The organism is Kribbella capetownensis (genome assembly GCF_004331485.1).
Classification (GTDB): domain Bacteria; phylum Actinomycetota; class Actinomycetes; order Propionibacteriales; family Kribbellaceae; genus Kribbella; species Kribbella capetownensis.
The window spans coordinates 458,068-483,785 of the sequence record NZ_SJKD01000004.1 but is presented as its reverse complement, the minus strand read 5'-3'; the positions used below and the strand labels follow the sequence as shown (position 1 = coordinate 483,785).

29 protein-coding genes and 1 pseudogene are annotated in these 25,718 nt (G+C 68.2%); 15 read left to right on the top strand and 15 right to left on the bottom strand.

The genetic code is table 11. From position 1 onward, the window contains the following. The first annotated feature begins 43 nt into the window (after positions 1–43). Positions 44–1,648 (top strand): DHA2 family efflux MFS transporter permease subunit, encoded by a 1,605-nt coding sequence (locus tag E0H75_RS20545; RefSeq protein WP_131515188.1) that lies wholly within the window; start codon positions 44–46, stop codon positions 1,646–1,648. A 17-nt stretch (positions 1,649–1,665) separates the two neighbouring features. Next, positions 1,666–1,902, top strand: a pseudogene (locus E0H75_RS45040) (DUF302 domain-containing protein); the annotation flags it as partial. Between the two features lie 13 nt (positions 1,903–1,915). Here the strand turns inward: E0H75_RS45040 and E0H75_RS20535 are convergent. Together E0H75_RS20535 and E0H75_RS20530 are read right to left on the bottom strand one after the other, a co-directional pair. Then, positions 1,916–2,383 (bottom strand): hypothetical protein, encoded by a 468-nt coding sequence (locus tag E0H75_RS20535; RefSeq protein WP_131515187.1) that lies wholly within the window; start codon positions 2,381–2,383, stop codon positions 1,916–1,918. A gap of 28 nt (positions 2,384–2,411) precedes the next feature. Next, on the bottom strand, positions 2,412–3,242 hold the full coding sequence (locus E0H75_RS20530) for a serine/threonine-protein kinase (protein ID WP_131515186.1): 831 nt from the start codon (positions 3,240–3,242) through the stop codon (positions 2,412–2,414). 302 nt (positions 3,243–3,544) lie between these two features. Here E0H75_RS20530 and E0H75_RS20525 point away from each other — a divergent pair, with 302 nt between their 5' ends. Together E0H75_RS20525 and E0H75_RS20520 are read left to right on the top strand one after the other, a co-directional pair. Further along, positions 3,545–4,537, top strand: coding sequence for a calcium-binding protein (locus E0H75_RS20525; protein WP_131515185.1), 993 nt, complete (start codon positions 3,545–3,547; stop codon positions 4,535–4,537). A 125-nt stretch (positions 4,538–4,662) separates the two neighbouring features. Beyond that, positions 4,663–4,878: a hypothetical protein gene (locus E0H75_RS20520; protein WP_131515184.1), complete on the top strand. Its 216-nt coding sequence runs from the start codon at positions 4,663–4,665 to the stop codon at positions 4,876–4,878. Positions 4,879–4,890: 12 nt separating this feature from the next. Here E0H75_RS20520 and E0H75_RS20515 read toward each other — a convergent pair whose 3' ends face one another. The 6 genes from E0H75_RS20515 to E0H75_RS45035 all read right to left on the bottom strand — a co-directional run bounded on the left by E0H75_RS20515 (position 4,891) and on the right by E0H75_RS45035 (position 9,025). Then, the gene (locus E0H75_RS20515) at positions 4,891–5,526 is read right to left on the bottom strand and encodes an alpha/beta hydrolase (RefSeq protein WP_131515183.1); all 636 of its coding nucleotides are present in this window, start codon (positions 5,524–5,526) and stop codon (positions 4,891–4,893) included. Then, positions 5,523–6,491, bottom strand: coding sequence for a ring-cleaving dioxygenase (locus E0H75_RS20510; protein WP_131515182.1), 969 nt, complete (start codon positions 6,489–6,491; stop codon positions 5,523–5,525). The genes E0H75_RS20515 and E0H75_RS20510 overlap by 4 nt, the downstream gene beginning before the upstream one ends. 94 nt (positions 6,492–6,585) lie before the next feature. Next, positions 6,586–6,849, bottom strand: coding sequence for a hypothetical protein (locus tag E0H75_RS20505; protein WP_131515181.1), 264 nt, complete (start codon positions 6,847–6,849; stop codon positions 6,586–6,588). A 65-nt stretch (positions 6,850–6,914) separates the two neighbouring features. After that, positions 6,915–8,168, bottom strand: a complete 1,254-nt coding sequence (locus tag E0H75_RS20500; RefSeq protein ID WP_131515180.1) for an MFS transporter — start codon at positions 8,166–8,168, stop codon at positions 6,915–6,917. Next, a complete protein-coding gene (locus E0H75_RS20495) occupies positions 8,165–8,692 on the bottom strand; it encodes an ArsR/SmtB family transcription factor (RefSeq protein WP_131515179.1) in 528 nt (175 codons plus the stop codon). The genes E0H75_RS20500 and E0H75_RS20495 overlap by 4 nt, the downstream gene beginning before the upstream one ends. 84 nt (positions 8,693–8,776) lie before the next feature. Then, positions 8,777–9,025 carry an alpha/beta hydrolase gene (locus tag E0H75_RS45035; RefSeq protein WP_420323300.1) on the bottom strand — a complete coding sequence of 83 codons (249 nt, stop codon included), beginning with the start codon at positions 9,023–9,025 and terminating at the stop codon, positions 8,777–8,779. On the opposite strand from E0H75_RS45035, the gene E0H75_RS20485 reads away from it, so the two are divergent. From E0H75_RS20485 to E0H75_RS20465, 5 genes are all read left to right on the top strand, one after another. Beyond that, a complete protein-coding gene (locus tag E0H75_RS20485; RefSeq protein ID WP_131515178.1) occupies positions 9,005–10,555 on the top strand; it encodes a mucoidy inhibitor MuiA family protein in 1,551 nt (516 codons plus the stop codon). The genes E0H75_RS45035 and E0H75_RS20485 overlap by 21 nt on opposite strands. Before the next feature lie 135 nt (positions 10,556–10,690). After that, positions 10,691–11,164 carry a GNAT family N-acetyltransferase gene (locus E0H75_RS20480; protein WP_238163156.1) on the top strand — a complete coding sequence of 158 codons (474 nt, stop codon included), beginning with the start codon at positions 10,691–10,693 and terminating at the stop codon, positions 11,162–11,164. Between the two features lie 121 nt (positions 11,165–11,285). After that, complete coding sequence (locus E0H75_RS20475; protein WP_131515177.1) at positions 11,286–12,527, top strand: MFS transporter; 1,242 nt, start codon at positions 11,286–11,288, stop codon at positions 12,525–12,527. Beyond that, entirely contained in the window at positions 12,527–12,994 is a 468-nt protein-coding gene (locus E0H75_RS20470) for a winged helix-turn-helix transcriptional regulator (RefSeq protein ID WP_131515176.1), read from the top strand. The genes E0H75_RS20475 and E0H75_RS20470 overlap by 1 nt, the downstream gene beginning before the upstream one ends. A gap of 628 nt (positions 12,995–13,622) precedes the next feature. Next, positions 13,623–14,657, top strand: a complete 1,035-nt coding sequence (locus E0H75_RS20465) for a type I asparaginase (RefSeq protein ID WP_131515175.1) — start codon at positions 13,623–13,625, stop codon at positions 14,655–14,657. Between the two features lie 32 nt (positions 14,658–14,689). Here E0H75_RS20465 and E0H75_RS20460 read toward each other — a convergent pair whose 3' ends face one another. After that, positions 14,690–15,046 (bottom strand): carboxymuconolactone decarboxylase, encoded by a 357-nt coding sequence (locus E0H75_RS20460; RefSeq protein WP_131515174.1) that lies wholly within the window; start codon positions 15,044–15,046, stop codon positions 14,690–14,692. Between the two features lie 125 nt (positions 15,047–15,171). Here E0H75_RS20460 and E0H75_RS20455 point away from each other — a divergent pair, with 125 nt between their 5' ends. Continuing rightward, entirely contained in the window at positions 15,172–15,999 is an 828-nt protein-coding gene (locus E0H75_RS20455; RefSeq protein ID WP_131515173.1) for an alpha/beta fold hydrolase, read from the top strand. Positions 16,000–16,001: 2 nt separating this feature from the next. Here the strand turns inward: E0H75_RS20455 and E0H75_RS20450 are convergent, their stop codons facing one another. From E0H75_RS20450 to E0H75_RS20435, 4 genes are all read right to left on the bottom strand, one after another. Further along, complete coding sequence (locus tag E0H75_RS20450) at positions 16,002–16,619, bottom strand: LysR family transcriptional regulator (protein WP_131515172.1); 618 nt, start codon at positions 16,617–16,619, stop codon at positions 16,002–16,004. A gap of 48 nt (positions 16,620–16,667) precedes the next feature. Further along, positions 16,668–17,636 (bottom strand): GNAT family N-acetyltransferase, encoded by a 969-nt coding sequence (locus E0H75_RS20445; RefSeq protein ID WP_165553880.1) that lies wholly within the window; start codon positions 17,634–17,636, stop codon positions 16,668–16,670. A 278-nt stretch (positions 17,637–17,914) separates the two neighbouring features. Beyond that, positions 17,915–18,223, bottom strand: a complete 309-nt coding sequence (locus E0H75_RS20440; protein ID WP_475009181.1) for a WhiB family transcriptional regulator — start codon at positions 18,221–18,223, stop codon at positions 17,915–17,917. A 146-nt stretch (positions 18,224–18,369) separates the two neighbouring features. Further along, on the bottom strand, positions 18,370–19,581 hold the full coding sequence (locus E0H75_RS20435; protein WP_202873072.1) for an MFS transporter: 1,212 nt from the start codon (positions 19,579–19,581) through the stop codon (positions 18,370–18,372). 167 nt (positions 19,582–19,748) lie between these two features. On the opposite strand from E0H75_RS20435, the gene E0H75_RS20430 reads away from it, so the two are divergent. The 4 genes from E0H75_RS20430 to E0H75_RS20420 all read left to right on the top strand — a co-directional run bounded on the left by E0H75_RS20430 (position 19,749) and on the right by E0H75_RS20420 (position 23,031). Further along, entirely contained in the window at positions 19,749–20,546 is a 798-nt protein-coding gene (locus E0H75_RS20430) for an alpha/beta fold hydrolase (RefSeq protein ID WP_131515169.1), read from the top strand. Between the two features lie 25 nt (positions 20,547–20,571). Then, a complete protein-coding gene (locus E0H75_RS43135; RefSeq protein ID WP_165553878.1) occupies positions 20,572–20,709 on the top strand; it encodes a hypothetical protein in 138 nt (45 codons plus the stop codon). A 1-nt stretch (position 20,710) separates the two neighbouring features. Beyond that, a complete protein-coding gene (locus E0H75_RS20425; protein ID WP_131515168.1) occupies positions 20,711–21,184 on the top strand; it encodes a P-loop nucleotide/nucleoside kinase family protein in 474 nt (157 codons plus the stop codon). 113 nt (positions 21,185–21,297) lie between these two features. Next, positions 21,298–23,031, top strand: a complete 1,734-nt coding sequence (locus tag E0H75_RS20420) for an AfsR/SARP family transcriptional regulator (RefSeq protein ID WP_131515167.1) — start codon at positions 21,298–21,300, stop codon at positions 23,029–23,031. An 86-nt stretch (positions 23,032–23,117) separates the two neighbouring features. Here E0H75_RS20420 and E0H75_RS20415 read toward each other — a convergent pair whose 3' ends face one another. Then, positions 23,118–23,594 carry a hypothetical protein gene (locus tag E0H75_RS20415; protein WP_131515166.1) on the bottom strand — a complete coding sequence of 159 codons (477 nt, stop codon included), beginning with the start codon at positions 23,592–23,594 and terminating at the stop codon, positions 23,118–23,120. Positions 23,595–23,727: 133 nt separating this feature from the next. After that, positions 23,728–23,922 carry a hypothetical protein gene (locus tag E0H75_RS20410; protein ID WP_131515165.1) on the bottom strand — a complete coding sequence of 65 codons (195 nt, stop codon included), beginning with the start codon at positions 23,920–23,922 and terminating at the stop codon, positions 23,728–23,730. 111 nt (positions 23,923–24,033) lie between these two features. Between E0H75_RS20410 and E0H75_RS20405 the strand changes: the two genes are divergently transcribed. Further along, positions 24,034–25,638, top strand: coding sequence for a RecQ family ATP-dependent DNA helicase (locus E0H75_RS20405; RefSeq protein ID WP_202873071.1), 1,605 nt, complete (start codon positions 24,034–24,036; stop codon positions 25,636–25,638). Positions 25,639–25,718: the final 80 nt, after the last annotated feature.

Below are 25,718 nucleotides of genomic sequence, written 5' to 3'. Positions count from 1 at the left end.
TCGCGCGTAGGCTCGCGGCAAGCAGACCTTGTGCTCAGGGGGGATGACGTTGAGCCAGCCAGCGACCCAGTCCGACTACCCGGACCACATTGATGCCGCTGTTCTGAAGATCGCCGGTGTCGTGGTGCTGGGCGCCATCATGTCGATCCTCGACATCACGGTGGTCAACGTCGCCCTGCCGACGTTCCAGCTCGAGTTCGGCACACCCGACGATCCGGTCACCTACGCCCACGTCGCCTGGACGGTGACCGCGTACACGCTCGCGCTCGCGACCGTGATTCCGCTGACCGGGTGGGGGGCCAACCGGTTCGGCACCAAGCGGCTGTACATGACGGCGATCTTCCTCTTCACCGCCGGGTCCGCCCTGTGCGCCACCGCGACGAGCATCGACATGCTCATCGCGTTCCGCGTCCTGCAGGGTCTGGGTGGCGGCATGCTGATGCCGCTCGGCATGACGATCATGACCCAGGCCGCGGGACCACACCGGATGGGCCGGCTGATGGCCATCCTCGGCGTACCCATGCTGCTCGGCCCGATCATGGGACCGATCCTGGGTGGCTGGCTGATCGAGGTGGCCAGCTGGCACTGGATCTTCCTCATCAACGTCCCGCTCGGCGCGATCGCGCTGGTCTACGCCTGGTTCGCCCTGGCCAAGGACCATGCTGAGCCGTCGGAATCGCTCGACCTCCTCGGAGTCGCGCTGATGTCCCCCGGGCTCGCCCTGTTCCTGTTCGGCATCTCCTCGCTGCCCGCCGAGGGCGGTGACTTCACCGCGCCCCGGGTGTGGGTCTCGATCCTGATCGGTGTGCTGTTGATGGCGGCCTTCGTCTGGCACTCCTTCAAGCCGGAGCACCCACTGCTGGACCTGCGGCTGTTCCGCGACCGCAACCTCACCGTCTCGATCATCACCATGTTCCTGTTCGCCGCGGCGTTCTTCGGCGGCCTGCTCCTGGTGCCGACGTACTTCCAGCAGATTCGCGGCGAGTCCACCCTGCATGCGGGTCTCCTGGTGGCGCCGCAGGGACTCGGTGCCATGGTGACCATGCCGATCGCCGGACGGCTGGTGGACAAGATCCCGGTGGGCCGGATCGTGCCCGTCGGGCTCGGGCTGATCGTCATCGGCATGTTCGGACTGACCCAGCTCACGGCGACGACGCCGTACGCGCTGATCATCGTCATGCTGGTCGTGATGGGCTTCGGGATGGGCGGCACGATGATGCCGCTGTTCACCACGGCGCTGCGGACGCTGCGCGGTCCCCAGGTCTCGCGCGGCTCGACCCTGCTGAACATCACGCAGCAGATCGCGTCGTCCTGCGGGGTCGCGACGATGTCGGTCATCCTCACCAACCAGCTCAACGACTCGCCGATCATCCCGGGTACGCAGAACATTCCCGGGCTGGGCGACGGACTCAAGGAGACCCAGGCCGCCATCTTGTCCAACACCCGCCCGGAGAGCCTGATCCCGCTGCACATCGACCCCGCCGCCATCGCCCGCGGACTGGTCGAGGCCGCCCAGGCCTTCGCCAACACCTACTGGGTCGCCTGGGTGATGGTTGTCCTCACCTTGATCCCGGCCCTGATGCTGCCCCGCAAACGCGCGAAATCGGATCTCGTCCAGGGCGATCTGCCACCCGCAGTGGTCGACTGACCGCGGAGAGCGCGGTGATGCACGATCACGATCGGGTGATCACGAAGGTGGCGACCGGCACCGTCGCCGAGGTGACCGCGAGATTCCGCGACATCCTCGGTGCCAAGGGAGTCACGGTCTTCGCCGTCATCGACCAGGCCGCGGCGGCCCGCGCGGCCGGTCTCACCTTGCGCGACACCGTCCTGGTCATCTTCGGCAATCCGGCGGCCGGCACCCCGGTCATGGAGGCCGCGCCGCTGAGTGCCCTCGATCTGCCCTTGAAGCTCCTCATCTGGGACGACGCCGGCACGACGCGGCTCGCCTACTACTCCCCCCGAGACCATCGGCGAACGCCACGACGTACCAACGGGAACCACCGCCGCCCTGGCCGCCATCCACCCCCTCACCGACGCCCTCACGAAACCTCATCCCCCGAGCTGACGGTCCGGCGGCAGCAGGCGGTGGGCCAGGCAGAGAACCAACGAGCCCGAGCTCGTCCTTCAGGTAGGACTGCACACTCTCGCGGAGCGGGTACTCGTCCGGCAGGACGCGCGACAGCTGAAGGAAGATCCCGGCCATGCCGAGCCTCGGATCGCCCAGCAACGGGGCGAGCGGACGCAGCCATCCGAGCGCGATCCGCGGCGCCGAGACGAGGGTGTGCGTGTACAGCACCCGGCACAGGACGACGGACGGATCGTCGCGAACCGCGGCCACCTGCTGATCGGCCCACGCACCAGCCGTCATGCCATCTGTCACCGGCTCAGGATCGCACGGGCTCAGGACTTCAGCTGGTGTTCAGGGCGGAGAGGGTTTGGGCGACGGTGAGGCGATTGGTGGGGTCTTTGGCCAGTAGGGCTTCGATGATCGGGCGCAGGGGGCCAGCGTTGACGAAGGCGGCAGGCCGGGCCTCGACCACAGCGACCAGGGTGCTGAACGGGTCGCCGGCGCCGAAGGGTGACTTCCCCTCGATGGCCGCGAACAAGGTCGCGCCCAGCGAGAACAGGTCGGATGCCGGGCCGACCGCGTCCCCGCGGGCTCGCTCCGGTGACATGTACGCCGGGCTGCCGGCCATCGCCTCGCTCGACAGCGTCTGCTCGTCGTCGACCGCGGTTGCGATGCCGAAGTCCATCAGGACAACCCGTCCGTCGTCACACAGTTGGACGTTGGCCGGCTTGACGTCGGAGTGCACCAGACCGGCCTGATGGACGGCCCGTAGCGCGTCGACCAGGTGCAATGCGATCCGCTGTACGTCGGCAGCCGGTAGCGGACCGTCCGACGCCAGCGCGTCGGCCATGGTTCGCCCTGTCAGCGGTTCCATCACGATCCAGTGATCGCCGGCGTCCTCGACAACGTCGTATACCTTGACCACATTGTGGTGATCCACTCGCGCCACCGCGCGCGCCTCGGCCAGCGCACTGGCGCGAACCTGCTCGGACGCGCGGCCGGGAAGCACCACCTGCTTGATCGCGACGCGCCGCCCCAGCAACTCGTCATCGGCGAGCCAGACCCGGCCCATACCGCCGCGGCCGAGCAACGTCCTCAAGCGGTAGCGACCAGTCACCAGGCGATCCGGGCCGACGACCGTCGGTACTGACCGCACCTCGACTGTTGTCATGATCGCCTCCCTCTGCCGGTCTTCCGTGCTCCCTATACGGACCCCGAGCCCATTCGGTTCGACGCTTCTTGATCCTCCTCGTCCGGCCCGCGCAGCACATGGTGGATGTCCCCGGATCGAACCCCGGGTCGGCACTCACCACACCCTGAGTGGTTTTAGATGCTCCAGGCAACCAACTGCCATGGTGCCAGAAATTACGTCGGAAATGTTTGAACCGGCCGGCGACGGGGCGCGTGTAGCCCCCCATAGACAGCACGGCGCGTCGACTCGAGACCGCCGTACCCATTGGGAGGGACAAGATCATGAGTAGTGTGACAAGGCGTCTGCGCCGAGGTCTGAGCGCGGCAGCTGCCGCGGCCATCAGCACCGGCATCGCCGTGACTCTGGCAGGCACGGCATCCGCGACTCCGTCGAGTGGCGTCGTCATCGACACCGGCCAGCTGATCGTCACCGGCACGAACCACGCGGACAACATCACGCTGACCGTACCGGCCACCAACACGTCGGTTCTCGAGGTCGACTTCGGTCCTGGTACGACCAAGCGCACGGTCAACCGCAGCGACTTCACCCAGATCCTCGTCAGCAGCCGGGGCGGCAACGACGTCGTACGGATCGACTACGGCGCCGAGGTTCAGCCGTTCACGATCATCGACACCGGCGACGGCAACGACTCCGCGGTCGGGGGCAGCGGCAACGAACTGTTCCGGATGGGCGCCGGCAACGACAGCGTCGACGGCAACCGTGGCACCGACACCGCACTGCTCGGCAACGGCCGCGACTCGTTCACCTGGGATCCGGGCGACGGCAGCGACGTGATCCAGGGCGGTCGCGACCAGGACACGCTGGTGTTCAACGGTGCGGCCGCGGCGGAGAAGTTCGTTGCCGCCGCCAACGGTCCGCGACTGCGGTTCACCCGGGACGTGGGCAACATCGTGATGGACACCGACAACGTCGAGCGGGTCTCGCTGAACGCGCTCGGTGGCGCCGACTCGGTCACCGTCGGCGATCTGCGCGGTACCGACGTCAAGAACGTCGATGTCGACCTCGGTGCACAGCTCAACGCGAGCGGCGGTGACTCAGCGGTCGACGCTGTGACTGTCACCGGCACCGCCGGAAGGGACCACATCCGGGTCTCCGGCTCCAGCGGGGACGTGCAGGTGTCCGGGCTGAAGGCCGACGTACGGCTGAAGGACGCGGAACCGACGGACCAGTTGACGATCGACACGCTGGCCGGCCGCGACGACGTGAACACCCGACGGCTCGCGCCGGGCACCATCTCGCTCAGCATCCTGTGATCGCACCACCCCGGCGTCCGCCGCACAGCGGACGCCGGCCGCCCCGGTGCGACGCGACCATCCGGCTCCCGCATCGCTACGAACGCTGGCGGAATCCCGATGAAGCCCCCCAGGGAGTCACCACCATGAACCTCAGAATCCACATCCATCAAGCCTTCACCGGCGGCTGGTGCGCCGACATCGACGACGACCACGACCGCCAGCCCGACGACCCCTACTGGTGCGTCGACCAATGGCCCACCCAGCAGGACGCCCTCACCGCAGCCTGCGTCCAACTGGCCGGCCTCAACGCCTCCGCCCAGCGCACCCAACCACCACCCCGAATCAGCGGCGCGGCGTGATTCTCGCCGTCTTCACAGCGAGTCGTTGAAGGTGTCGACGAACTGTTTGATGCGGGGCAGCTGGGCCGGGTCGATGGTGTGGCCGCCTTCGAAGGGCAGCAGGTCCACGTCGGCGCCTCGGCTGCGGAGCTGGGCGGTCAGTCGGGTGGTTTGTTCTGCGGTGGCCATCGGGTCGGTGTCACCGTTGACGATGAGGACTCGTTTGCCGGCCAGGGCGTCGTTCGCGGGCTCGTCGGCAGCGAACGGGACCATCGCGGCCAGCAGTACTGCGCCGGCGAGGGACTCGGGGTGACGTAGCAGGAGCGCGGATGCCATGTTGGCCCCGTTGGAGAACCCGACCGCGACCCAGGACCCAGCAGGTACGTCGTACTTCTGCTCGGCAGCCGTGAGGAAAGCAGCCAACTCGTCGGCGCGCAGTCGCAGATCCTCCTCGTCGAAGACGCCCTCCTGGACTCTGCGGAAGAATCGGGCCATCCCGTGCTCCGACACCGTTCCCCGCGGCGACAGCACGGGCGCCTCGGGCGCGAGATACTGCCGCAGCACGAGCAGGTCGTACTCGTCTCCGCCGGTGCCGTGCAGCAACAGCAGCGGCGGCGCGGACGACCCCGGTTGCCAGACGTGCGGCCGCTGGAGCGGATCCTCGCTCATCGATCGACCTCGTCCGGGGCCGGCGGGACGCGCAGCGACGGCAACGAGGCCTGGATCTGCTCGCGGTTCGGTTCGAGCCAGGGCGGGAGCTTCAGATGCTGGCCGAGTTCCAGCAGCGGCTCGTCGACGGTGAAGCCCGGCTGGTCGGTCGCGATCTCCAGCAGGACTCCGCCCGGTTCGCGGAAGTAGATCGAGGTGAAGTACTGCCGGTCGAGAATCTCGGTGACCTGTACGCCGGCCTCGATCAGCTCGAGGCGCCACTTCGCCTGGGTCTCGCCATCAGGCGCCCGGAACGCGATGTGGTGAACCGTTCCGGCCGCCTGCACACCGCGCGACGACGTACTGGGCTGAACGTCGACCGCCGTACCCTCGGCTCCCCCGGACATGACGAACCGGGATCCATCGGCGGAGTCTTGCCCGTGCTGCATCCCGAGCATGCCCGCGAGCATCTCGGCGGTCGGGTCGAGCATCTGCTCGGTCATGGTGACCGAGAACAGGCCGCGAACGGCGTTGTCGAACGGGATGGCGGCGACGCCGTCCCAGCCCGACCGGGTGTCACCGTCGGAGGCGACCAACTCGATCACCAGGCCGTCGGGGTCGCGCAGCCGCAGTACCTCCTCGTCCGAGCGCGCCACCGGTGCGTCGGCATCGACGCCGAGGCTCTGCAACCGCTGCTGCCACCAGCCGATCGACTCCGGCGGCACGCTGAACGCGGTCGCCGTGGTGAGCCCCGTGCCCTGCCTGCCGTACGGCGCTCCCGGCCACGGGAAGAACGTCAGCAGCGTCGACGGCCGGCCCGAGGAATCGCCGTAGTACAGGTGGTAGGTGTCCGGGGCGTCGAAGTTCACGGTCCGCTTGACCAGGCGGAGGCCCAGCACCGTCGTGTAGAAGTCCACGTTCCGCTGTGGATCCTCCGCGATCGCGGTGACGTGATGCAGCCCGTGCGGTGCGACCGACTCAACCATTGCTGTGCCCTCCAGTCCGCAGACCCGGGACGACGTCGGCCGCCCCTTCTTCGACCCTACGACTGGATGTCGCTCGCCACTACGGGCCGACGGTTCACAACACGTAGAAGCCGGTCACGACGGTCGGGAGCAGGCCGACGATGAGCCAGAGCGACAGCAGCGAGCGCCGGAAGATCGCCAGGATGCCGGCTGCGGTGAGCAGGCCGATGACGCCCGACATGATCCACAGGCCGACGCCCTTGCCGTAGTCGGTGTCCGCGACCCCGATGCTGTACACGGCGAGCGTGACCGCGGGAACGCTGCCGACGTGGAAGAGGATGGCCGAGGCGACCCATCGCTGCACCGTCTCGATGTTCATCGGAGCTCTCCGGCTCCTGGTACCCCTGGTCGCCATGGCTCAAGTGTACACGAATGATTAGTGCACTAACTATCTTGCGGAAGTGACCTTGCACTCACTGTCGTCGTCGCCCGCGGAAGGTCGCGCACCGACCGTGACGCCAGTGTCACGAGGGCGACCACGATGTACGCCACTCCGGCGATCACCATGACTCGCTGAACGCCGAAGGCCAGCCCGATCGGACCGAACAGCAACTGGCCGACCGGGATCGCGACGAACGAGCCGAGCATGTCGTAGGAGTAGGCACGCGAGAGCATCTCGACCGGCACGTGTTCCTGCATCGCGAGGTCCCAGCCCAGACCGAAGACCTGGCTGCCGAGACCGGCCAGGAAGGCCCCGACCATGGCCGCCACCAGCACGGGCTGCAGCCCGAGGACCAGCATCGGGATTCCGTTCAGAGCCACCGCGGCCATCCCCCACAGGAGCGGCCTGCGGAAGGAGATGCGGATCAGGATCAGCGAGCACACCAGGAAGCCGACCGCCTGGGCCGACCGGATCAGTCCCCAGCCGGCCTCGCCGATATCGGTCTGGGTGGCGAGCACCGGGCCGAGGGTGTTGAGTCCGCCGCTGCTGATCGCGTTGAGCAAGGAAAACGAGGCGACGACGACCCAGAGCCAGGTGGTACCGCGGAAGTAGGTCCACCCCTCGCGCAGGTCGGCGATGGCGCCGCCGCGCTGCTGCCCGTCGGCCGGGCGAGGAATGCGAACCCGCGTGAGGACAAGCATCGCGAGCAGGTACGTCGTACCGTCCACGGCCAGCGCCCACCCCGGTCCGACGACGGCCACGAGCACACCACTCACGGCCGGGCCGAGCACCATCAGTGCGTTCTCGGGCACCGCGAGTACGAGGTTCGCCGCCTTGAGTTGGTCGCGCGGGACGAGTTGGGGCATCACGCCCGCCAGGGCCGGCATCCCCGCGGCCGTGGCGGTGCCGTTGAGCGCGGCGAGCGCCGCCAGTTGCCAGACCTCGGCGGTACCGGTGATCACCAGCGCGGCCGTCGCCAACTGGCTGAGGCCGGACAGAACATTGCTCAGCTGGATCACCAAGGTCCGGCCGAACCGGTCGGCCAGTACGCCGCCGGCCAGCAGGAACACGACCATCGGGATGCTGTAGGCGGCCAGGACCGTGCCGAGCGCCGTCGCCGAATCGCTGACGTGGAGCACCGCGAACGCGAGCGCGACGCCGGCCATCGTCGTACCGGCTCGGTCGATCAGCCGGGACATCCAGTAGTACCGGAAGTTGGGCTCGCGCAGCGGGGCGAGCGCGGAGCCGTCCTTCATGACCGCGCCTTCTTGGTCATCTCGAACGTCCAGGACGTGGCGCTGACATGCACCGTGCCCGGTGTCCGCGGCGGCTGGTTGTGGTCATGCATCAAGCCCGAGGCCTCCATCAGCAGTTCGCGCACCCGCTCCCAGACCTCCGGCGGCACCCATCCGTCGAGGTCGCTGAAATGGTTCGGCGACTTCGGCTTGCGCTGCGTCATCCGGCGCTCCAACTCGCGACCCAGCGCACGCACCTCGGCGATCCGGCTCTCCGTGGTGATCCGGGACCGAGGCTGTCCTGGGTCCTCGTGCGGATAGCGGTACCGCTTCGCGACCCCGCCACGGATCCGCTCCTCCCCCGCCTCCACGATCGCGCCCGACTCGAGCAGGATCCGCAGGTGGTACGACGCGTTCGCATGCGTCAGGTGCAGCTCCCGGGCCACCTCGGCGGCGCTCATCGCCGTACCGGTCAGCAGCGACAGGATCCGCAGCCGGACCGGATGAGCCACCGCCCGCAGCTCCTTGACTTCGTCCTCGGTCATCTCACTCCCCAACAACTCTTGGGGAGAACGATGCCGCACGACCAGCCCAACCGTCAAACACTTATTGGGCAGTCTGCCCGGCGGTCAGCGGTGCAGGAGCGCCGGTGGCGGTAGGCCGACCAAAGGAGCTGTCCGTTGGAGGGTGCGAGCCGCCGCGGGCAGGAAGGGATTCGGGTTCGCCGGGCACACCGTTCCCTTGGGCGGAAGGGACCCGGTGAGCAGGTAGGCGTCGACGTGGTCGGTCACGCACTCGCTGCGGTCGTAGGTTCTTGGCCAGGCTTCACTGTCCCAGCGGGCGGCTACTGTCGGGTCATGGTTGAACTTGTGGTGGATGCTCCCATCGCGGCCGTCACTGTCTATCCGGACCGGGCCCGAGTCACTCGGCGCGGCAAGATCACTGTGCCGGCCGGCGATCAGACGGTGTACGTCGAGCCGCTGCCGCTCGCCTTGCAGGAGGACTCGGTCCGGGTCTCCGGCCACGGTCCGGCCACTGTGCTCGGCGTGGACCTGGCGATGCGCCACCATCCGCAGGCGCCGGACGAGACTGTGGCCGAGCTGGAGCGGCAACGCCGCGAGGCCCAGTCCGAGGTTGCGGAACTGACCGACGCCGATGACGTCCAGGCCCAGCTCGACACGTTCCTGGCGCAGCTGGCGCGGCGCGCCGGCGGCAGCTTCGCGAAGACGCTGGCCTCCGGTGGGTCAGGCGCCGAGCTGGGCGGCTTCGCCGAGTCACTCGCGGCCCGGCTGACCGCCGTACGATCGACGCGCAGGGAGCTCGCTACGCAGCGGCGCGAAGCCGAGGAACGCGTCGCCGCTGCCGACCGCCGGCTTGCCGCGGTCGCACAGCAACGCACTCCTGACCGTCGTTCGGCTGCCGTCGCCTTGGCCCTGGACGCCGAGGCCGAGGTGGAGATCGAGCTCTCGTACGTCGTGCCTGGTGCCGGCTGGACGAGCTCGTACGACGTACGCCTCGCGGGCGACAAGCTCACGCTGAGTTGGTACGGCCTGATCACCCAGCACACCGGTGAGGACTGGCCCGAGTGCGACCTCACGCTGTCGACAGCCCGGCCTACGACGGCCGTCAAGGTGCCTGAGCTGGACCCGTGGTACCTCGACCGCTTCCACCCGCCGGTGCCGACCGGTGTCTCATTGAGCCGTGAGGCCCGGCCGGCGGCGTTCACCGAGCAGCTCCAATCCGCCCCGGCGCCCGCCCTCGCCGAGCTCGCCGCGACCGTCGAGCAGGGCGTGACTGCTGCGACGTACACCCCGCCCCGGCCGGTCGCCGTACCCGCTGACGGTGCCTCGCACCGCGCCACGATCGCCTCGATCGGTCTCGAGGCCGAGCTGGACTACATCACGGCGCCGGTCCGCTCGGCCGACGTCCACCTGCGGGCCACGGTGGTGAACTCGTCCACGCACACGCTGCCTCCCGGGAAGGCCGCCGTCTTCCATGAGGCGGACTTCGTCGGCTCGGCCGCGCTGCCGATGTGGGCGCCCGGCGAGGACGTCGAGCTCGCACTTGGCCTGGACGACCGGATCCGCGTCGAGCGGAAGCTGGTACGCCGTACTGCGACCAAGGCGACGCTCGGGTCGACCCGCCGGCGCGAGGTCGAGTACGAGACCCGGATCGAGAACCACACCCCACGCTCAGCCCGGATCACGGTGCTCGACCAGTTGCCGGTGGCCCGCGACCACGAGATCACGGTCAGGCCGACCAGCACCGAGCCGGAGCCGGCTGAGACCACCGACCTCGGCGTCATCACCTGGAAGCTCAACCTGGCCGCCGGCCAGGAATCCAAGATCAACCTCGCCTTCCGGGTCGACACCGGCAAATCAGTGGACCTCACCGGCTGGCGCGAATAGTCGGTGGAAAGGAGGATCCGTGGGCAAGCCGAAAGCAGACCTCGAGCTGTCGGTTCGGGCTTTGGATGTGGATACCTGGCCTGCGTTTGAGCGGTTGGTCGAGGCGAACAACGGCGTGTGGGCGGGTGCTGGTGTGTGGGGTTCCACGTCAAGCTGGGCAAGGATCGGACCGCGGCGCAGAATCGCGACGAGAAGGAGCAGCGCGTTCGCGAAGGCCGCACCCACGCGGCGCTGGTGTTTGCCGACGATGAATGCCTCGGCTGGTGCCAGTTCGGCTCCCCCGAGGAGCTGCCGGAGGTCAAGAGCCGACGGCTGTACGAGAAGGGCCTGACCACCCTGCCTCAGTGGCGTATCACCTGCTTCTTCACCGGCAAGGGTCTCCGCGGTCGCGGCGTCGCCGACGCGGCACTCGGCGGGGCGCTGGCCGAGATCGCCCGCCTCGGCGGCGGCACCGTCGAGGGCTACCCCGAAGAAACCGATGACCGGACGGTGTCGGGATCCTTCCTTCATACCGGCCCGATGGCCGCCTTCGAGAACCACGGCTTCACCCGCACCCGACCGATCTCCCCCCACCGCTGGGTCGTCACCCGCACAGTCGCTCCCGCCTGAGCCCCGCCGGTGTCGCCGGTCGTGATGTGACGGAGGTCATGGGCCGGGCTGGATTGTTGTGGGCAACTCAGGTGTTCTGGGTTTCGATGCGCAACTCAGGTACCTTCCGAAGGACATCGGCATGACGGCTCTCGATCTTCCCGCGACCACCTCCGCACCAGCCCGCCGTACCCTCAGCCGGCGGGCCAGTTTCTGGGTCGCCGCCGCGGTCGCAGCGATCAGCCTGTGGACGAGCGCCGCGCCGACCACGACGTACCCGCTGTACGCCGCGACCTGGCACCTCACTCCCACCGCGACCACGGCGATCTTCGCGGTCTATCCGGTCGTCCTGGTCGCCTTCCTGCTGATCTTCGGCCAGCTCTCTGACTACATCGGCCGCCGGCAGACGATGCTGTACGGCGTCGGCGCAATGCTGGCCGGCGTACTCTTCTTCGCGGTCGCACCTTCGGTTGGCTGGGTGTACGCCGGGCGTGCGCTGATGGGGGCCGGTGTCGGTCTGGCACTGACACCGGCGACGGCTGCTGCGGTCGAGTTGAGCGCGCGCGGGAAGGCGAGCCGGGCGTCGTCCATCACGACGGCAGCGACCGCGGTCGGGCTGGCCCTGGCGACGATCGTCGGCGGCGGCCTGATCGAGTACGCGCCCGCGCCACTGCACCTGGACTTCTGGGTGCTGCTGGCAGTGATCGCGGTGGTGTTCGCAGCGGTCTGGCAGATGCCGCGGCACACCAAGGACGAGAGCCAAGGCCGCTGGCGGCCGCGCCCGATTACCGTTGCCAAAGGCATCCGAGTGCTGTACCTCGCGGCGGCCCTCTCAGTCACCGCCGCCTATGCGTTCGGCTCGGTGTTCCTGGCGCTCGGTGCCGAGATCATCCGTGATCTGGTGGGCACCGGCAACATCTTCGTCATCGGTCTGCTGCTGGCGATCTTCTCCGCCGCGACAGGCACGACGGCGATCGCCGGCCGTCGGTTCCCCGCGACCCGACTGGTGCCGCTCGGCGCCGTTCTCACGCTCGTCGATCTCGGCCTGCTGGAACTTGCTTCCACCCAGCACTCCCTGCCGTTCTTCGTCGCCACGACGGTCGTCGGAGGTACGGCGTACGCGCTGCTCTTCTCCGGTGGACTCGGGCTGATCGCCACCCACGCACCCACCCACCACCGCGGCGGAACCGTCGCGGCCGCCTACCTGGTCGCCTACCTCCTGCAAGGGACGATCGCGCTGACCCTCGGGCTCGTGGCGACCGCGTCGGGCTTGAGTACGGCGCTCCTGCTCGGCGTGACCGTCATCGGTACGCTGGCGCTGCTGGTGATCCTGGCCGCCGGCCTGCTCGCGGCGCGCAGCCGCGGACCAGCGAAGGAGGCCTGATGACAGAAACCCAACCGAACTGCTCGATCGCACGGACGCTCGATCTGGTCAGCGATCGGTGGACCTTCCTCATCCTGCGCGAGGCGCACCTCGGCACGACCCGCTTCGCCGACTTCCGCGACTACCTCGGCATCGCCCCGAACATCCTGGCGAACCGGCTGGCCGCGATGGTCGAGTCGGGCCTGCTGGAGAAGCACGAGTACCGCGCCGACGGCGAGCGAACCCGTTCGTCGTACCACCTGACTCCGGCCGGCGAGGATCTCAAACTCGTCCTCGCCGCCCTCCAGCAATGGGGCGACACCCACGTCCCGCGCAAGGCCGGCCCCACCGTCCTCCGCCGAGACACGCGATCCAACGACGTGGTCAGGGTCGCCTTCACCACCCCCGACGGCAACGCCGTACCCCCCGAGAACGTCACCTTCGAACCAGTCCCCAAAGGCCCCGCCGACCGATCCACCTGGCGTTAGCCGACTGCCTAACCCGGGACGGCTGCAGTTCACGCGCCCGTGGGCGATGGTGACGTGGGACGAACACGCGACCTTGTGCACCAACCAACCACCAGCAGTCCCCCGATCCGGTCGATCCGTGCTCAAGGTCGCCGACGGGGACACACGGACAGGAGGTGTCGGGTGATCGGCGCGTTGTGCAGCCGCTGCTGAGCAGGCCGAGCTCCCGTTCGGCGTGACACCTCCTGTCGAACTGCCCGGCCAGTCAGTTCCTCGGCCTCCCCGCGAGCAGACCCAAAGCCCGGGACCAGGTGCAACTGGACGCGCCCAGCGGGACCGAAGGTATCGATCTGGGAAAGCCCGGCACGTCTTTGAACTTTGGCGCCTGGAAGTTGCTCTTATCAATTGAGAGGAGCGGCCTCATGCGCCAGACCCAGATCCGCCGCAGACCGGTACGACCTCGCAGAGACACGCCACCGCTCGACCTCCGCACACCATCAGGCCGCCCGCTCCCCTTCTAACCGCTCGCAGTAGAGGACAAGTAAATGTCCTTGCCTGGTGGCCCTCGACGACCGACCGGATCTCGTCGTCTTGGCGTGCTACAACGAGGTGCGCTCCGGACGTCGCCGGGCGTGGAGGGGGCCAGGCTATGAGCGACAGCGTGCTGGTGCTGCACACGGGCGGGACGATCGGGATGGTCGACACCGGCGATGGTCAGGCTCCTGTGGCCGGTGCGCTGGGTCCGTTCCTGGACTGGATCGTGGAGAACTCGCGCGGCGAGCTGCCGCCGATCGCGTTCACCGAGCTCGACGAGTTGATCGACTCGGCCAACGCCACGCCCGAGAGTTGGTGCACGATCGCGAGGATCCTGTACGAGCGTCGCGCGGACCACCACGGTTTCGTCGTCCTGCACGGCACCGACACGATGGCCTACACCTCCTCGGCGCTCTCGTTCCTGCTGCCGAACTTCGGCAAGCCGGTGATCGTGACCGGCTCGCAGATTCCGATCAGCCGCACCCGGAGCGACGGACGGCAGAATCTGATCGGCGCGCTCCAGGTCGCCGCCCGGCCCGACGTCGGGGAGGTGACGCTGCTCTTCGGCGAGGTCCTGCTCCGGGGCAACCGGGCCACGAAGATCGACGCGTCGGGACTCGATGCCTTCGACTCGCCGAGGTTCCCGCCGCTGGCCGAGATCGGCATCGACATCGTCGTCAAGCACGCCCTCGCACGGTCACCCGAGGGCGAGCCAGGGCTGACCGCCGGCCGGCTCGGGCACGTCGCGGCGGTGCGCCTCTTCCCCGGCTTCTCGGCGTCGATCCTCACCAACCTGTGCCGGCCACCGCTGCAAGGCCTCGTGCTGGAGGCGTACGGCGCGGGCAACGGACCCTCGCACGACAAGGAGTTCCTGGCCGCGATCGAGGCCGCCACCTCCCAGGGCATCGTCGTGGTCGTCGTCACGCAGTGCGTCCGCGGGTCCGTGCAGCCGGGCGCCTACGTGACCGGATCCGCGCTGATGCACGCAGGCGCCGTACCGGGGTTCGACATGACCTGCGAAGCCGCACTCACCAAACTCGCGGTCCTGCTCGGCCAAGGGCTCGACCCCGCCACCGTCGCCGCGACAATGCAACGCGACATCGCCGGCGAACTGACCGTCCACCGCGAGGCCGATCCCAGCCGAACCTGACCGAAGGATCCGGCCCGTTCCTCAGGGCGTGACTAGGCGGTGCCTCTGGCCTCGGCGGCGGCCTCAGCGGCCAGCTCAGCCGTGGCCACCTCGATGGCAACATCGATCACCTCCACGATGCGTCCGGTCGCCGCCACCACCCGTGAGGTCCCGACGATGGGGGCGATCGCAGTCAGGACACCGCGGACGCCGTCGGCGTCCAGGCCCACATCGCTGCCGGCAGCCAGGTTCAGCGCGTACGACGCGGGAGGTGCATCACTGGCCACCAGCGCCGCGAGCCGGGCAACCATGATCATCTGCGGGTCGAGGCTGGTGGCCTGCAAGGAGTCCGCGGTCATGTTCGCCAGAAGGTCGAGCACAGGGGTGTCTGATACTGACGGTGTCGACATGGCTTCTCCCTGGGATTGGTGTCCAGCGACTTCGGTCGCCGTTCACAGCCTGTCTCTGCCGCACCCGCAGAACCTCATCCGGTGTGCATGAACCATCGGTTGATCCCGGTGAGAGAAAATTCGCCATGGGCACCGACCACGGGTGGGTAGCCGAGCACGTGCAGGTCGAGGGCAGGTCGGTGTTCTACCGACGCAGCGTCGGCCGGAGTGGCGTGCCCGTCGTACACATCCACGGCTTCGCGATCTCCGGGTCTTACATGATGCCCACGGCTCGCCTGCTGGCCGGCCGATGGGTCAACGTGGTGCCCGACCTGCCGGGCTACGGGCGCAGCGAGAGACGCGACCGCGTTCTGGATGTTCCCGCGCTCGCCGGCGCCCTGCTCGCGGTCCTCGACGCGCTCGACATCGACCGGGCAGTGCTGGTCGGGAACTCGATGGGCTGTCCGATCGGCCTCGAGGTGGCGCACGAAGCACCCGAGCGCGTCCACCGACTGGTGCTGGTCTCGCCCGCCGGCGGCATTCAGAACCGCCCGTTGCCGCGCGCCCTCGGACAGTTGGCGCTGGACGTGATCCGCGAGAGCCCGAGGATGGCCCCGATCGCGCTGCCCGACTACCTGAGGTTCGGACCGGTCAACGGTCTGCGCCTGTTCCACGAGCTGACCCTGTACCCGTCCCTGGAGCGGTTGCTGCACACGCCCGTACCGACCTTGGCCGTCCTCGGTGGCCGGGATCCACTCATGCCGCCTCCGTCCCGCGTCCACGAGGTGGGCCGGCTCGCTTCCCAGCACCTGGCGGTCGTGCTCGTCGAAGGGGCGGCGCACGCGGTGAACTTCAACCACCCCGAGGAACTGGCGGAAGTGATCGAGGCCTGGCTGGACGACGCGCTGCTCACCCGCAGCGCACGACTGCCCGCCGGTGTGCGCGTGGTCCACGTACGCTCCGACACCGTCTGAGGTCAGTGGTGGATCGGTGTCTCCACCTGTCCTAGCGGGCGGACGACTTCCAGGCCGGCGCGTTCGGCGATGATTTCGGCGCAGACGGAGACGGCGGTCTCCTCAGGAGTCAGGGCGCCCACCACGAGCCGGTAGTTCAGGAAGGGAACGCGGCGGATCGACTCGGGCAGACCGGCCGGGACCGGGCCGGGGGCAACGTCGACCGACCGCTCGGACAGCAGCGCCGCGAACTGGCGCGGATGATGCACACTCAGCTCGACGTCCAGGTCATCGGCCCGGCCGGCGAACAGCTCGATCAGGCCAGGGGCGGCGTACTCGGCGAACAGGGTCGAGGCGGCGATCCGCATCAGTCTCCGGCCGCGCCCGGCCTGGCTGACCTGCTGGATCGTCCGGTTCTGCAGTCCGAGCAACTCCACGGCGCGACTGGCCAGCCGCAACCCGCCGGGCGTGAGTGCCAGCCCCGACGCCGTCCGGGTGAATAACTGGTCCCCGAGTTCCTTGCGCAGTTGGGCAACATGCAGGGAGACGGCCGCCTCGGTGACCTCGAGTTCACCGGCGGCGGCCTTCACCGAACCGAGGCGCACGACCGCGGAGAACGCACGAAGCTGAGTAGGCGTCATCGTGTCGCCATCGTAGGACCGCGGCGTGACTTTCGCCGCGTGCAGATCTCAGGTGTCGAGCGGGATGACGCGGCGCCAGCCTTCGAAGATCATGGTGGGCGTCATGCCGACCGAGAGGTAGAGGCCGAGTGCCGGGGTCGGGTTGTTGGTGTCGACGTGCAGGATCGTGCCGGCCCGCCCGGCGACCGCGTCGGCGGCGAAGGAGTCGCGCAGCAAGAACTTCGCGAGTCCCCGCCCCCGGAAGCCCTCGACCACCCCGAGCATTCCGACGGACCCACAGTTCTCGGCCTCGACGAACTCGTCGTTGCAACTCCGCACAGCGACTGCCTGCCCATCGACCTTGAGCACAGTCAGCTGGGACCAGTCGAAGGTCGAACTCGCTCCGAGCGCCTCGACCCACTCGTCGTGCGGACGCGGGACGAAGCCGAACTGGCCGCGGAAGCTGTCGATGATGACCTCGTGAGCAGTCCAGCGGGTTGCGTCGTCGAAGGCTCCGCGGCGTACGACGACGCCTGCTGGTGGATCCGGCGTGGCGACGGGTCCGGTGTGGTCGATCCGCATCCGGTGGTACGTCGTACTGGCGGTGAAATCGCGGTCGGCCAGCAGAGCGCGGAACGACTCGTCAGCGCGGTAGACCCACGCATCGACGGCGACCTCGGCGTGTCCTCTCGCACGCCCCATCTGCCTCGCGCGCAGCAGCGTCTGATCCAACAGCCAGGCAGCGACCTCGGGCTCCGCTGACGTCACCTCGATTCCGACGACCTCGTGGTCGCCTTTGGCCAGCGCCATCCCATAGCCGACCGGCCGCCCGTCCGCCGCCACGACGAGAAACCCGTCCGTCGAAGGATCGAAACCGGGCTCGACGAGGCCATCGGCAATCTCGTCCAGCGTGCAATCGGCAAACCCGACCACCGCCGTGTTGTACGCCGCCATGAGCCCGAAAATCCCCACAGCATCGGATGGCTCAGGAGTCCGAACGCCATAGCCATCCGGCAGTACGACGTTCACTGAGCGCATGCGGAACCACGCCGGTTACTTGCCTCAGGCAATGAGGCCCAAGCGGCGGGACAAGCGGTGGCAGCGTTGACGGTCGTCGATGTGGTGGCGCCGGCGAACGCAGGTACAGCGAAGGCTCCCACCGGTGGTGCAGTGATCGCCGGTAGGGCGTACGCGGTGCGGATCGGTCTGCGGATGTGGATAGTTGTGTGAACACATTTCACGATGCCCCCCTTGGACACCAGTTAGATGCACTCGAGGAGGCCGAAGTTGGTCAATTGCAAAACCGGTATTCCGCTTCAATCGAACAATTGACGGACTTCGCGCCGCCGGTTTTCGATCCTGCGTTGCCTGAGGGCGCGGCGCTCCTCCTCGGACAGCCCGCCCCACACCCCCGCTTCTTGCCGGGTGTTCAGGGCCCAACGACGGCACTCCTCGAGCACACCGCAGCCGCAGCAGACCTGCTTGGCCTGTTCGATCTGCAGAATCGCGGGTCCCGTGGTCCCGATCGGGAAGAACAACTCCGGGTCCAGGCCCGCACACGCAGCGCTGAACATCCAACTCCCGGACATCGCCCCCGCCGCGGGCAGGTCCATCGAGAGGCTCATCGTGCGGCTCCTTTCACCGCGGGGAAGCTAGTACCAGCAAGACTGGCCCGCCCCTGCCCACGTGTCGTCGCAGCCAGCACCCGATGCGCATTGCAGCCAGCAGGAAGATGAGGACCCCCGCTGGCACCGCCGACGCGGGCCCAGAGTCAGCGGGCGCTCTTCACGGGCAGGATGGCGAACGCCCCGACGATCGCGCACACTCCGGCAACGCCGTACAGCACGCCGTAGCTGCCGCCGCCGACCGCGAGGATGGCCGGAGCGATCGCCGCCGCGACCGATCCGGGGAGCGCGCCCGCGATGTTGAGTACGCCGAGGTCCTTGGCCGCGTTGGCCTTGTCCGGCAGTACGTCGACAACGAGCGCCAGATCGACGGCCATGTAGATGCCGAATCCGAGCCCGCCGATCGCCATCCCGATCAGATAGCCGTTGACGCTGACCGCAACACCGATGACGAGCATCGCCAGCCCGTAGACAATCGACGCACTGAGGACGAAGACCTTCCGCCTCCCCGTCCAGTCGGACAGCCGGCCACCGACGAGCGATGCGACAACGATGACACTGGACTGGATCAGCGTGCCGAGGAAGATCTGTCGCGGTACGTCGGCCTCGGCACTCCCGATCTTCTCCAGCAGGTAATAGGCCTGGTAGGTGAACAGGAACGCGTACGCCAGTACGAACAGGAACCGGCTGACGAAGGCCCAGGCGAAGTCCGGGTTCTTGCGCGGTGAGACGTAGAACGTGCCGGCGAACTCTCGCAGTGACCAGGGCGGCCTGTCTGCCTTGTTCAGCCGGCGATCGTCGAGAACCACCGCGAACAGAAGAATGAAGAACCCGCCGATCACGCAAGGGGCCAGGAACATCGCGAGCTGGTTCCCGGTGAACAGTTTGACGAAGAAGGTCCCGCTGACCGAGGCGATCGGCAGACATACGCCCAGTACGCCGGCGACCACGCCGCGTTGCGTCGCCGGGACCTGATCCGGCAGAACCGCCACCTGCACGGCGAGCAGAGCGTTGAAGAACAGCTGGGCAGTGCACCACCCGACGAGCACGACCAGGATGTTCGGCGCCACCGCGACCACGAGAATGCCCAGCGAACCACCCACCAGGCCGACGACCATCCACGGCCGCCGCATGCCCAGCCGCGACGTCGTACGGTCGCTCAGCTTGCCGAAGAAGGGATTGCAGACCATCGCGACCAGGCCACCGATCCCGGCGACCAGTGCCAACCTGCTCGGCGCCTGCTCGATCCCCACCAACGAGTTCACCTTCAACGCCAAGGTGACCAGCAGCGGCGCGATCAACACCAGACAAGTACTCAGGTACGCCAACGTGTACAGCAGGATGAACCCCCACCCCACCCGACGCACCTGATCCTCTGCAGTCCGGGCGCTCCCCACCCGTCCAGAAATCACTGCCATCCGACCATCCCCCTCTCCAAAAGTCCCCCCACCAACAGCTCCGGTCAATGGCCGGTTCCTGAGCGGTTGACAGCCTGGTTGACCGGCTCGACGCCTAGGGTTTGGGGATGCTGCCGATTCACGTGACGGTGTGGGACGACGGTGGGGCTTCGGGTGGGCAGGTGGTTTTGGTTCATGGGACGTTGTCCTGGGGGCAGGCGTCGTTCGCTGGGCAGCGGGGGCTGGGACGGGATCGGCGGATTCTGGTCGTGGATCGGCGGGGGTTCGGGGAGAGTCCGGACACGGACATGAGTGACTACGACGTCGACGCGGATGACGTCATCGCTCTGATGGACAAGCCGACTCACTTGGTCGGGCATTCGTACGGCGGTGTGGTCGCAATGCTCGCTGCCGGGCGTCGACCCGAGCTGGTTGCCTCGTTGGCTTTGATCGAGCCGGCGGCGCTGGCTGTCGCGACCTCGGATCCGGTGGTTGCCAAGTCACTCGAGGGCAACCGCCGCTACTGGCCGAGCACTCAGTCGATGACGGCGGAGGAGTATCTCAAGGTTGTCTGGGGTGACCAGGCCGTTCCTGAGCCGTACGAATGGTCCCTGCGCGCCGCTGGTTCGGCGCTCCACGAGCGTCCCTGCTGGAACGCCGACGTACCGCTCGAGCCCATCCGCTCCGCGACGTATCCGAAGCTTGTCCTGGCCGGCACTTGGGAGACGGCCCCGGCTGACTACCGCGCCGCGGCCGGGGAGGCGCTCATCGCCACCTCAAGGTTCATCGCCGCACAGACCGGCGCGACCTTCATCCAGGTCGAGGGTGCTGACCACTCCCCGCACCAGCAACGCCCCGACGAAGTGAACCAACTCTTGCTCGACCTGTGGCGACAGGCCGACGGACCGGCGGGCAGTGGCACCTGACAGCAGCGCACACTACGCTCCGACGATGGAGCGAAGTGACGCGGCCGAGACTCGCGAGCGAGGCGACCGCCGGTCGCTGTTCGACCTGCTCCTGCTGGTCCTGCTCGAGAACGCCGCCCGCCGCGCCGAGGAAGCGTCCATCGGCCTCGAAGGCCGTCACTGACATGTCGAACCACCCCGCAGGCCCAGGCCTGCTGGTGCTGATGTGCGGTACGGCGTACTCCGGCAAGAGCACCTATGCGCAGGCTCTCGCGCAGAAGGTCGACGCAGTGGTGGTCAGCCTCGACGAGATCAACGAACGCCGTGGACTGTGGGGCGGTGACGGGATCCCGGTCGAAGAGTGGATCCGCACCCACGAGCTCGCGCGGGCCGAAGTCCGCGCCCTGCTCGACGCCGGCCGGACAGTGATCGTCGACGACACCAGCTCGCTGCGCTCACTGCGCGACGGCTGGCGATCCCTGGCCGCCGGCGCCGGGTTCGTGCTCGTCTACCTGGACGTTGCCCACACCACCATCCGCCGGCGCCAGGCCGGCAACCGACGCAGCCTGGCTCGGGGGGACGTAGCGGACGTGGTTCTGGAAGCGCATCTGGCCGACTTCGAACCACCAGGGCCCGATGAGAGTCCGGTTCGGGTTTAGCAGTTGAACGCGTATCAGGATCGGCACCGTGTGCATCCAGTCCGTGAGCGCGCGCCTGCGCGGAGGGGGATGCATCGCCATGAGTCGCACAACGGACGGACTTGGGTAGAGATATGTACCTGCCGCCGGTCCTTCGCCCCCTGGCCGCCGCGAGCGCGATCACTCCGGGGGTGCGGCGTATCGCGGAGGCTCCGATTTCCGTGGTCCGAGGTGTACCAGGTTCGTACGCCGCCGAGCGGTTGGCCGGCGTGGTCGACAGTTGGCAGCGGCTGCACGATTGCGTCTGGTTGCGTGCCCACGACGTACGCCCGACGGACCTGGCGCAGTCCCTGGCCGCGGCCTGCAAGCATCGCTGGTCACCTGGTGAGCTTGAGACCGGACGACTTCCGGCTGCTCGACTCGGCGACGAGATCCAAGGAGCACCGGAAGGCGCGGTGATCGTGCTCGAGCTCGGCAGCCGACTGACCCCGGGCGTCGCCCGGCTGGTCAAGGCGATCCGGCCCGCCGTCATCGATCGGAGCGTCCGAATGGTGGTGGTCGCCGAAGGCCGGTTGCATCCACCGCTCGGCCGAGGACCGGACTGCGTGGTCCCGGCGTCCGACCTGGTTGACGAAGCTGCTCTCGAGTCAGCCCACAACCGCGCACGGCTCCTGAGGTACGCCGGCCGGCACGCGGCTGTGCTCGGAGACGTACTGGACGCCGCACAGCTGTGGTCCCCGGACGCCGTGGATGAGGCCCTCGGCTCCGCACGCAGCCTGTCGTCGCTACTCGGCCGCTTGACCGCGGGACTGCTCGATCAGCTGACGCCGGATCAGCGGAGTGCGCTGCAGGTCGCGCTGACGGTTGGCTATTGGCATCCGCAGATGGGCACGGGACCGATCGCGTCCGGCCAGCTTCGACCGTGGTTGGTGCCGATGGAGCAGCAGTGGGGCTGGCTGCGCCCGATCTGGGGTCCATCCCTTCGGCGAGAACTGACCCGGCCAACGGATACCAAACGTCGCTGGTTCAGTAGCGATCGGCCGGTGCCGGCGTACCCCGGGAGCCTGCGCAACCGGTCGGCGACGCGACACGGTCTGCTCCAAGCGCGACTGTTCGGCCCTCTCGAGGTGCGGGTCGACGGCTCGCCGGTGACGTCCTGGAACGGTCAGAGAGGTACGAGCGTCCTGCGGTATCTGCTCTCCCGCCGGAATCACTCGTGCTCGAGGGACGAGTTGCTCGAGGAGTTCTGGCGCGACGTGCCGGCCTCCGCCGCACGCAACCGGCTGCAGGTGGCGGTCAGCGGCCTGCGCCGTGCCTTCCTCGAAGTCACCGCGATCAACCTCGTGGAGTACGCCGACGGTCGGTATCGCATCAACCCGGACCTGCACGTCGAGGTCGACGTCGAGACCTTCGAACAAGGACTGCGCACCGCCGCCGCGGCTGAGCGGGCGCACCTTCACGAGGAGGCCAGAACGGCGTACCAGCAGGCGATTGCGCTCTACAGTGGCGATTTCGCGGCGGATGCGCCGTTCGAGCAATGGACCTTGCTGCCGCGGGAGAGCCTGCGCATCAAGCTCGTCGACGCGTTGGACCGGCTGAGCCGCATCGACCTGGCCGACGGCCGGGTGGACGACTGCATTGCCACTGCGCACCGGATGCTGGACATCGACCCGTGCCGCGAGGATGCGCACCGCTTGCTGATGCGGTGCTACGCCGCCCAGGGCCGGACCTATCAGGCAGTGCGGCAATACGAGTTCTGCACCCGGATCCTGCGGGTCACGATCGACGCCAGTCCTGCACCCGGCACCAGCGCGCTGTACGACCAGATCCGGAACGGTTCCGCCGCGGAACTGGCCGAGCTCCGCTGACCGGGTCGCGTCCCTGGCTCAGGGACACGACCCGGTCGGCTACGGAGCAACTGACCCCCGGGAAGCGAAGGGGATCAGACTCGCGGCTACTGCGGGTCCTCGACCTGGATGATCGGGCCCTCGTTGAACCCGGTCATGTCGAACCCTGGGGCGCCCAGGTTGCTGTCGAGGAAGACCGAGACCACGACCTTGTAGATCCCGCTGACCTGGCTGCCCGGATTCCCCTCGTCCAGGGTGTTCGGCGCAACGTTGAGCTCCACGGCGTAGTTCGAGACGGCCGGGTCGGCGTCCACGGTGTTGTCGGCGGCCAGCAGAATCTCAGGACCACCGCCGAGGGACTCGGCGAATGCCTGGACGTTCCACTTGCCACCGAGCGCGGACAGCCACAGTGGCCGCAGCGGGCCGGTGACCTCCCACTTCACGCTGATCTTGAACGCGTCCGTGCGGTCCAGGACGTGGTTGCCGACCTGGAAGGGCGGAAACTCACCGGCAGGGTCGATGATCGTGACGGTGGTCACTTCGCCCTGGATCAGGCCGGGAATGTTGGGATCGAACTGCTGCATGACTACTCCCCCAAGTGGGTGGGCGGCCCTGGATGGGCGCGCCTCACCGAGAGAGTGCCCGGCAGCGCTGAGCGACCCGCCGCAGTAGCGCTGAGCGGCCGCGCTCAGCCTTGACTAAGCGGAAACCCGCAGGTCAGCCGCCGATTCCGGCCTCGATCTCCAGGCCCTGGGTGCCTCCGGAGTGCAAGGCGAAGAAGTCACCTCGGTCGAGGACCGTCAGTCCGCCCGACCGCTTGAGCACGAGGCGACGACCACAGCCGTCGTACGGGCAGACGAACAGGAGCTCCGCTCCGTTGTCCGCTTCGAGGACCATCCGGTGCTGGTTCATGGTCACACCTCCTGGGCACGGCAGTCACTGCGAGCCACCGACCGCCTCCCCAAGACCTGTACCCGGGAACCTTCGCCACCAGTCCTGACGCCGGTGATGGATGATGTGCGGGTGTCTGTTGATGTTGCCGGGTTGGCTCGGGAGCGGTTGGCGTTCGACTCGTTGCGACCGGGGCAGGAGGAGTCTGTCCGGGCGGTACTCGAGGGGAAGGACACGCTCGCTGTTCTTGCCACCGGGACCGGGAAGACCGCGATCTACCAGTTGGCCGGGCTCGCGCTGGGTGGAGTGACGGTCGTGGTGAGCCCGTTGGTGGCTCTCCAGCGCGATCAGTTGCGGGCGTTGTGCGCACGTTCCGCGGGCGTCGAGGTCGCTGAGTTGAATTCGAGCGACGCGGCCGGTCGCCGGATGGCCCACGACATGCTGTCGAACGACCGGCCCGGGTTCGTGCTGCTGTCGCCGGAGCAGCTCACGCATCCCGACGTACTCGACCTGCTGGCTGCGTCCCGGCCGCGGCTGGTGGCCGTCGACGAGGCCCACCTGGTGAGCGAATGGGGCCAGGACTTCCGCCCCGACTACTTGCGGCTCTCCGCAGCCATCCGCGCGATGCAGCGGCCCCCGGTCCTCGCGTTGACCGCGACCGCCGCCCCGCCGGTGCGCAAGGAGATCATCCACCGCCTGGAGATGCACGACCCGGCCGTGGTGGTCGGCGGCTTCGATCGGCCGAACCTCAACCTCGCGGTGTTCACCTTCGCCGACGACGAGACCAAGAACCGCCGGCTGCTCAGCCATGTCCGGTCATCGCGCGGACCAGGCATCGTGTACGTCGCGACCCACCGCCACGCCGAGGACCTGGCGCACGAGTTGGTGATCGCTGGTGTGCCGGCGCAGGCGTACCACGCGGGTCTGTCGGCCAAGCAGCGCCGAGAGGTCCAAGACAGTTTCCTCGCCGATCACTGCCGGGTCGTCGTCGCCACGATCGCCTTCGGGATGGGCATCGACAAACCGGGGATCCGCTGGGTCAGCCATGCCGAGCCGCCGGGCTCGATCGACGCGTACTACCAGGAGATCGGGCGCGCCGGCCGCGACGGCGAACCGGCCGACATCGAACTGTTCTACCGGCACGCCAACCTCGGCCTCAACCGTTTCTTCGCCTCGGGCGGGGTGACCGACGCCGACCTCCTCGCCGTCGCCACGGCGATCCATGAGCACCGCCCGGCGGACATCCCCGAACTGGCCGCCGCGAGCGGCCTCAGTCCGGCCCGGGTCGAACGCGCTCTCGGCCGGCTGACGGACGCACGAATGGTTGCCATCAGCCACCGTTTCCACCTGGCTCCCCGAGTCGACGTCGACCGGGCAGTCGCCGCCGCGTCGGCGGTCGAGCACGATCGCCGCGAGGCCGCTCGCTCGCGCGTCGAGATGATGGCCGCGTACGCGGAGTACGGCGGCTGTCGTCGCGAATGGCTCCTCAGCTATTTCGGCGAGCAGTACGACGGCCCCTGCGGCAACTGCGACAACGATCTCGCCGGACGCACCGCTGCCCCAGTCGCCGACCAGCCCTTCCCGGTCGGCAGCAGAGTCACCCATCCCACCTTCGGTGGCGGCCAAGTCGAGCACTACACCGGCACCGCCATGACGGTCCTCTTCGACCGAGTCGGCTACAAGGAACTCCGCACCGCCTTCATGATCCACAACCACCTGCTCAAGCCCGAGTCCTGAGCCGCTACAGGGCGAGCTCGGCCACGGCCGCGGGCCGCCACCGAACTGTACGAGCACTGTGTGAGTCCTGCCTGTGGTCT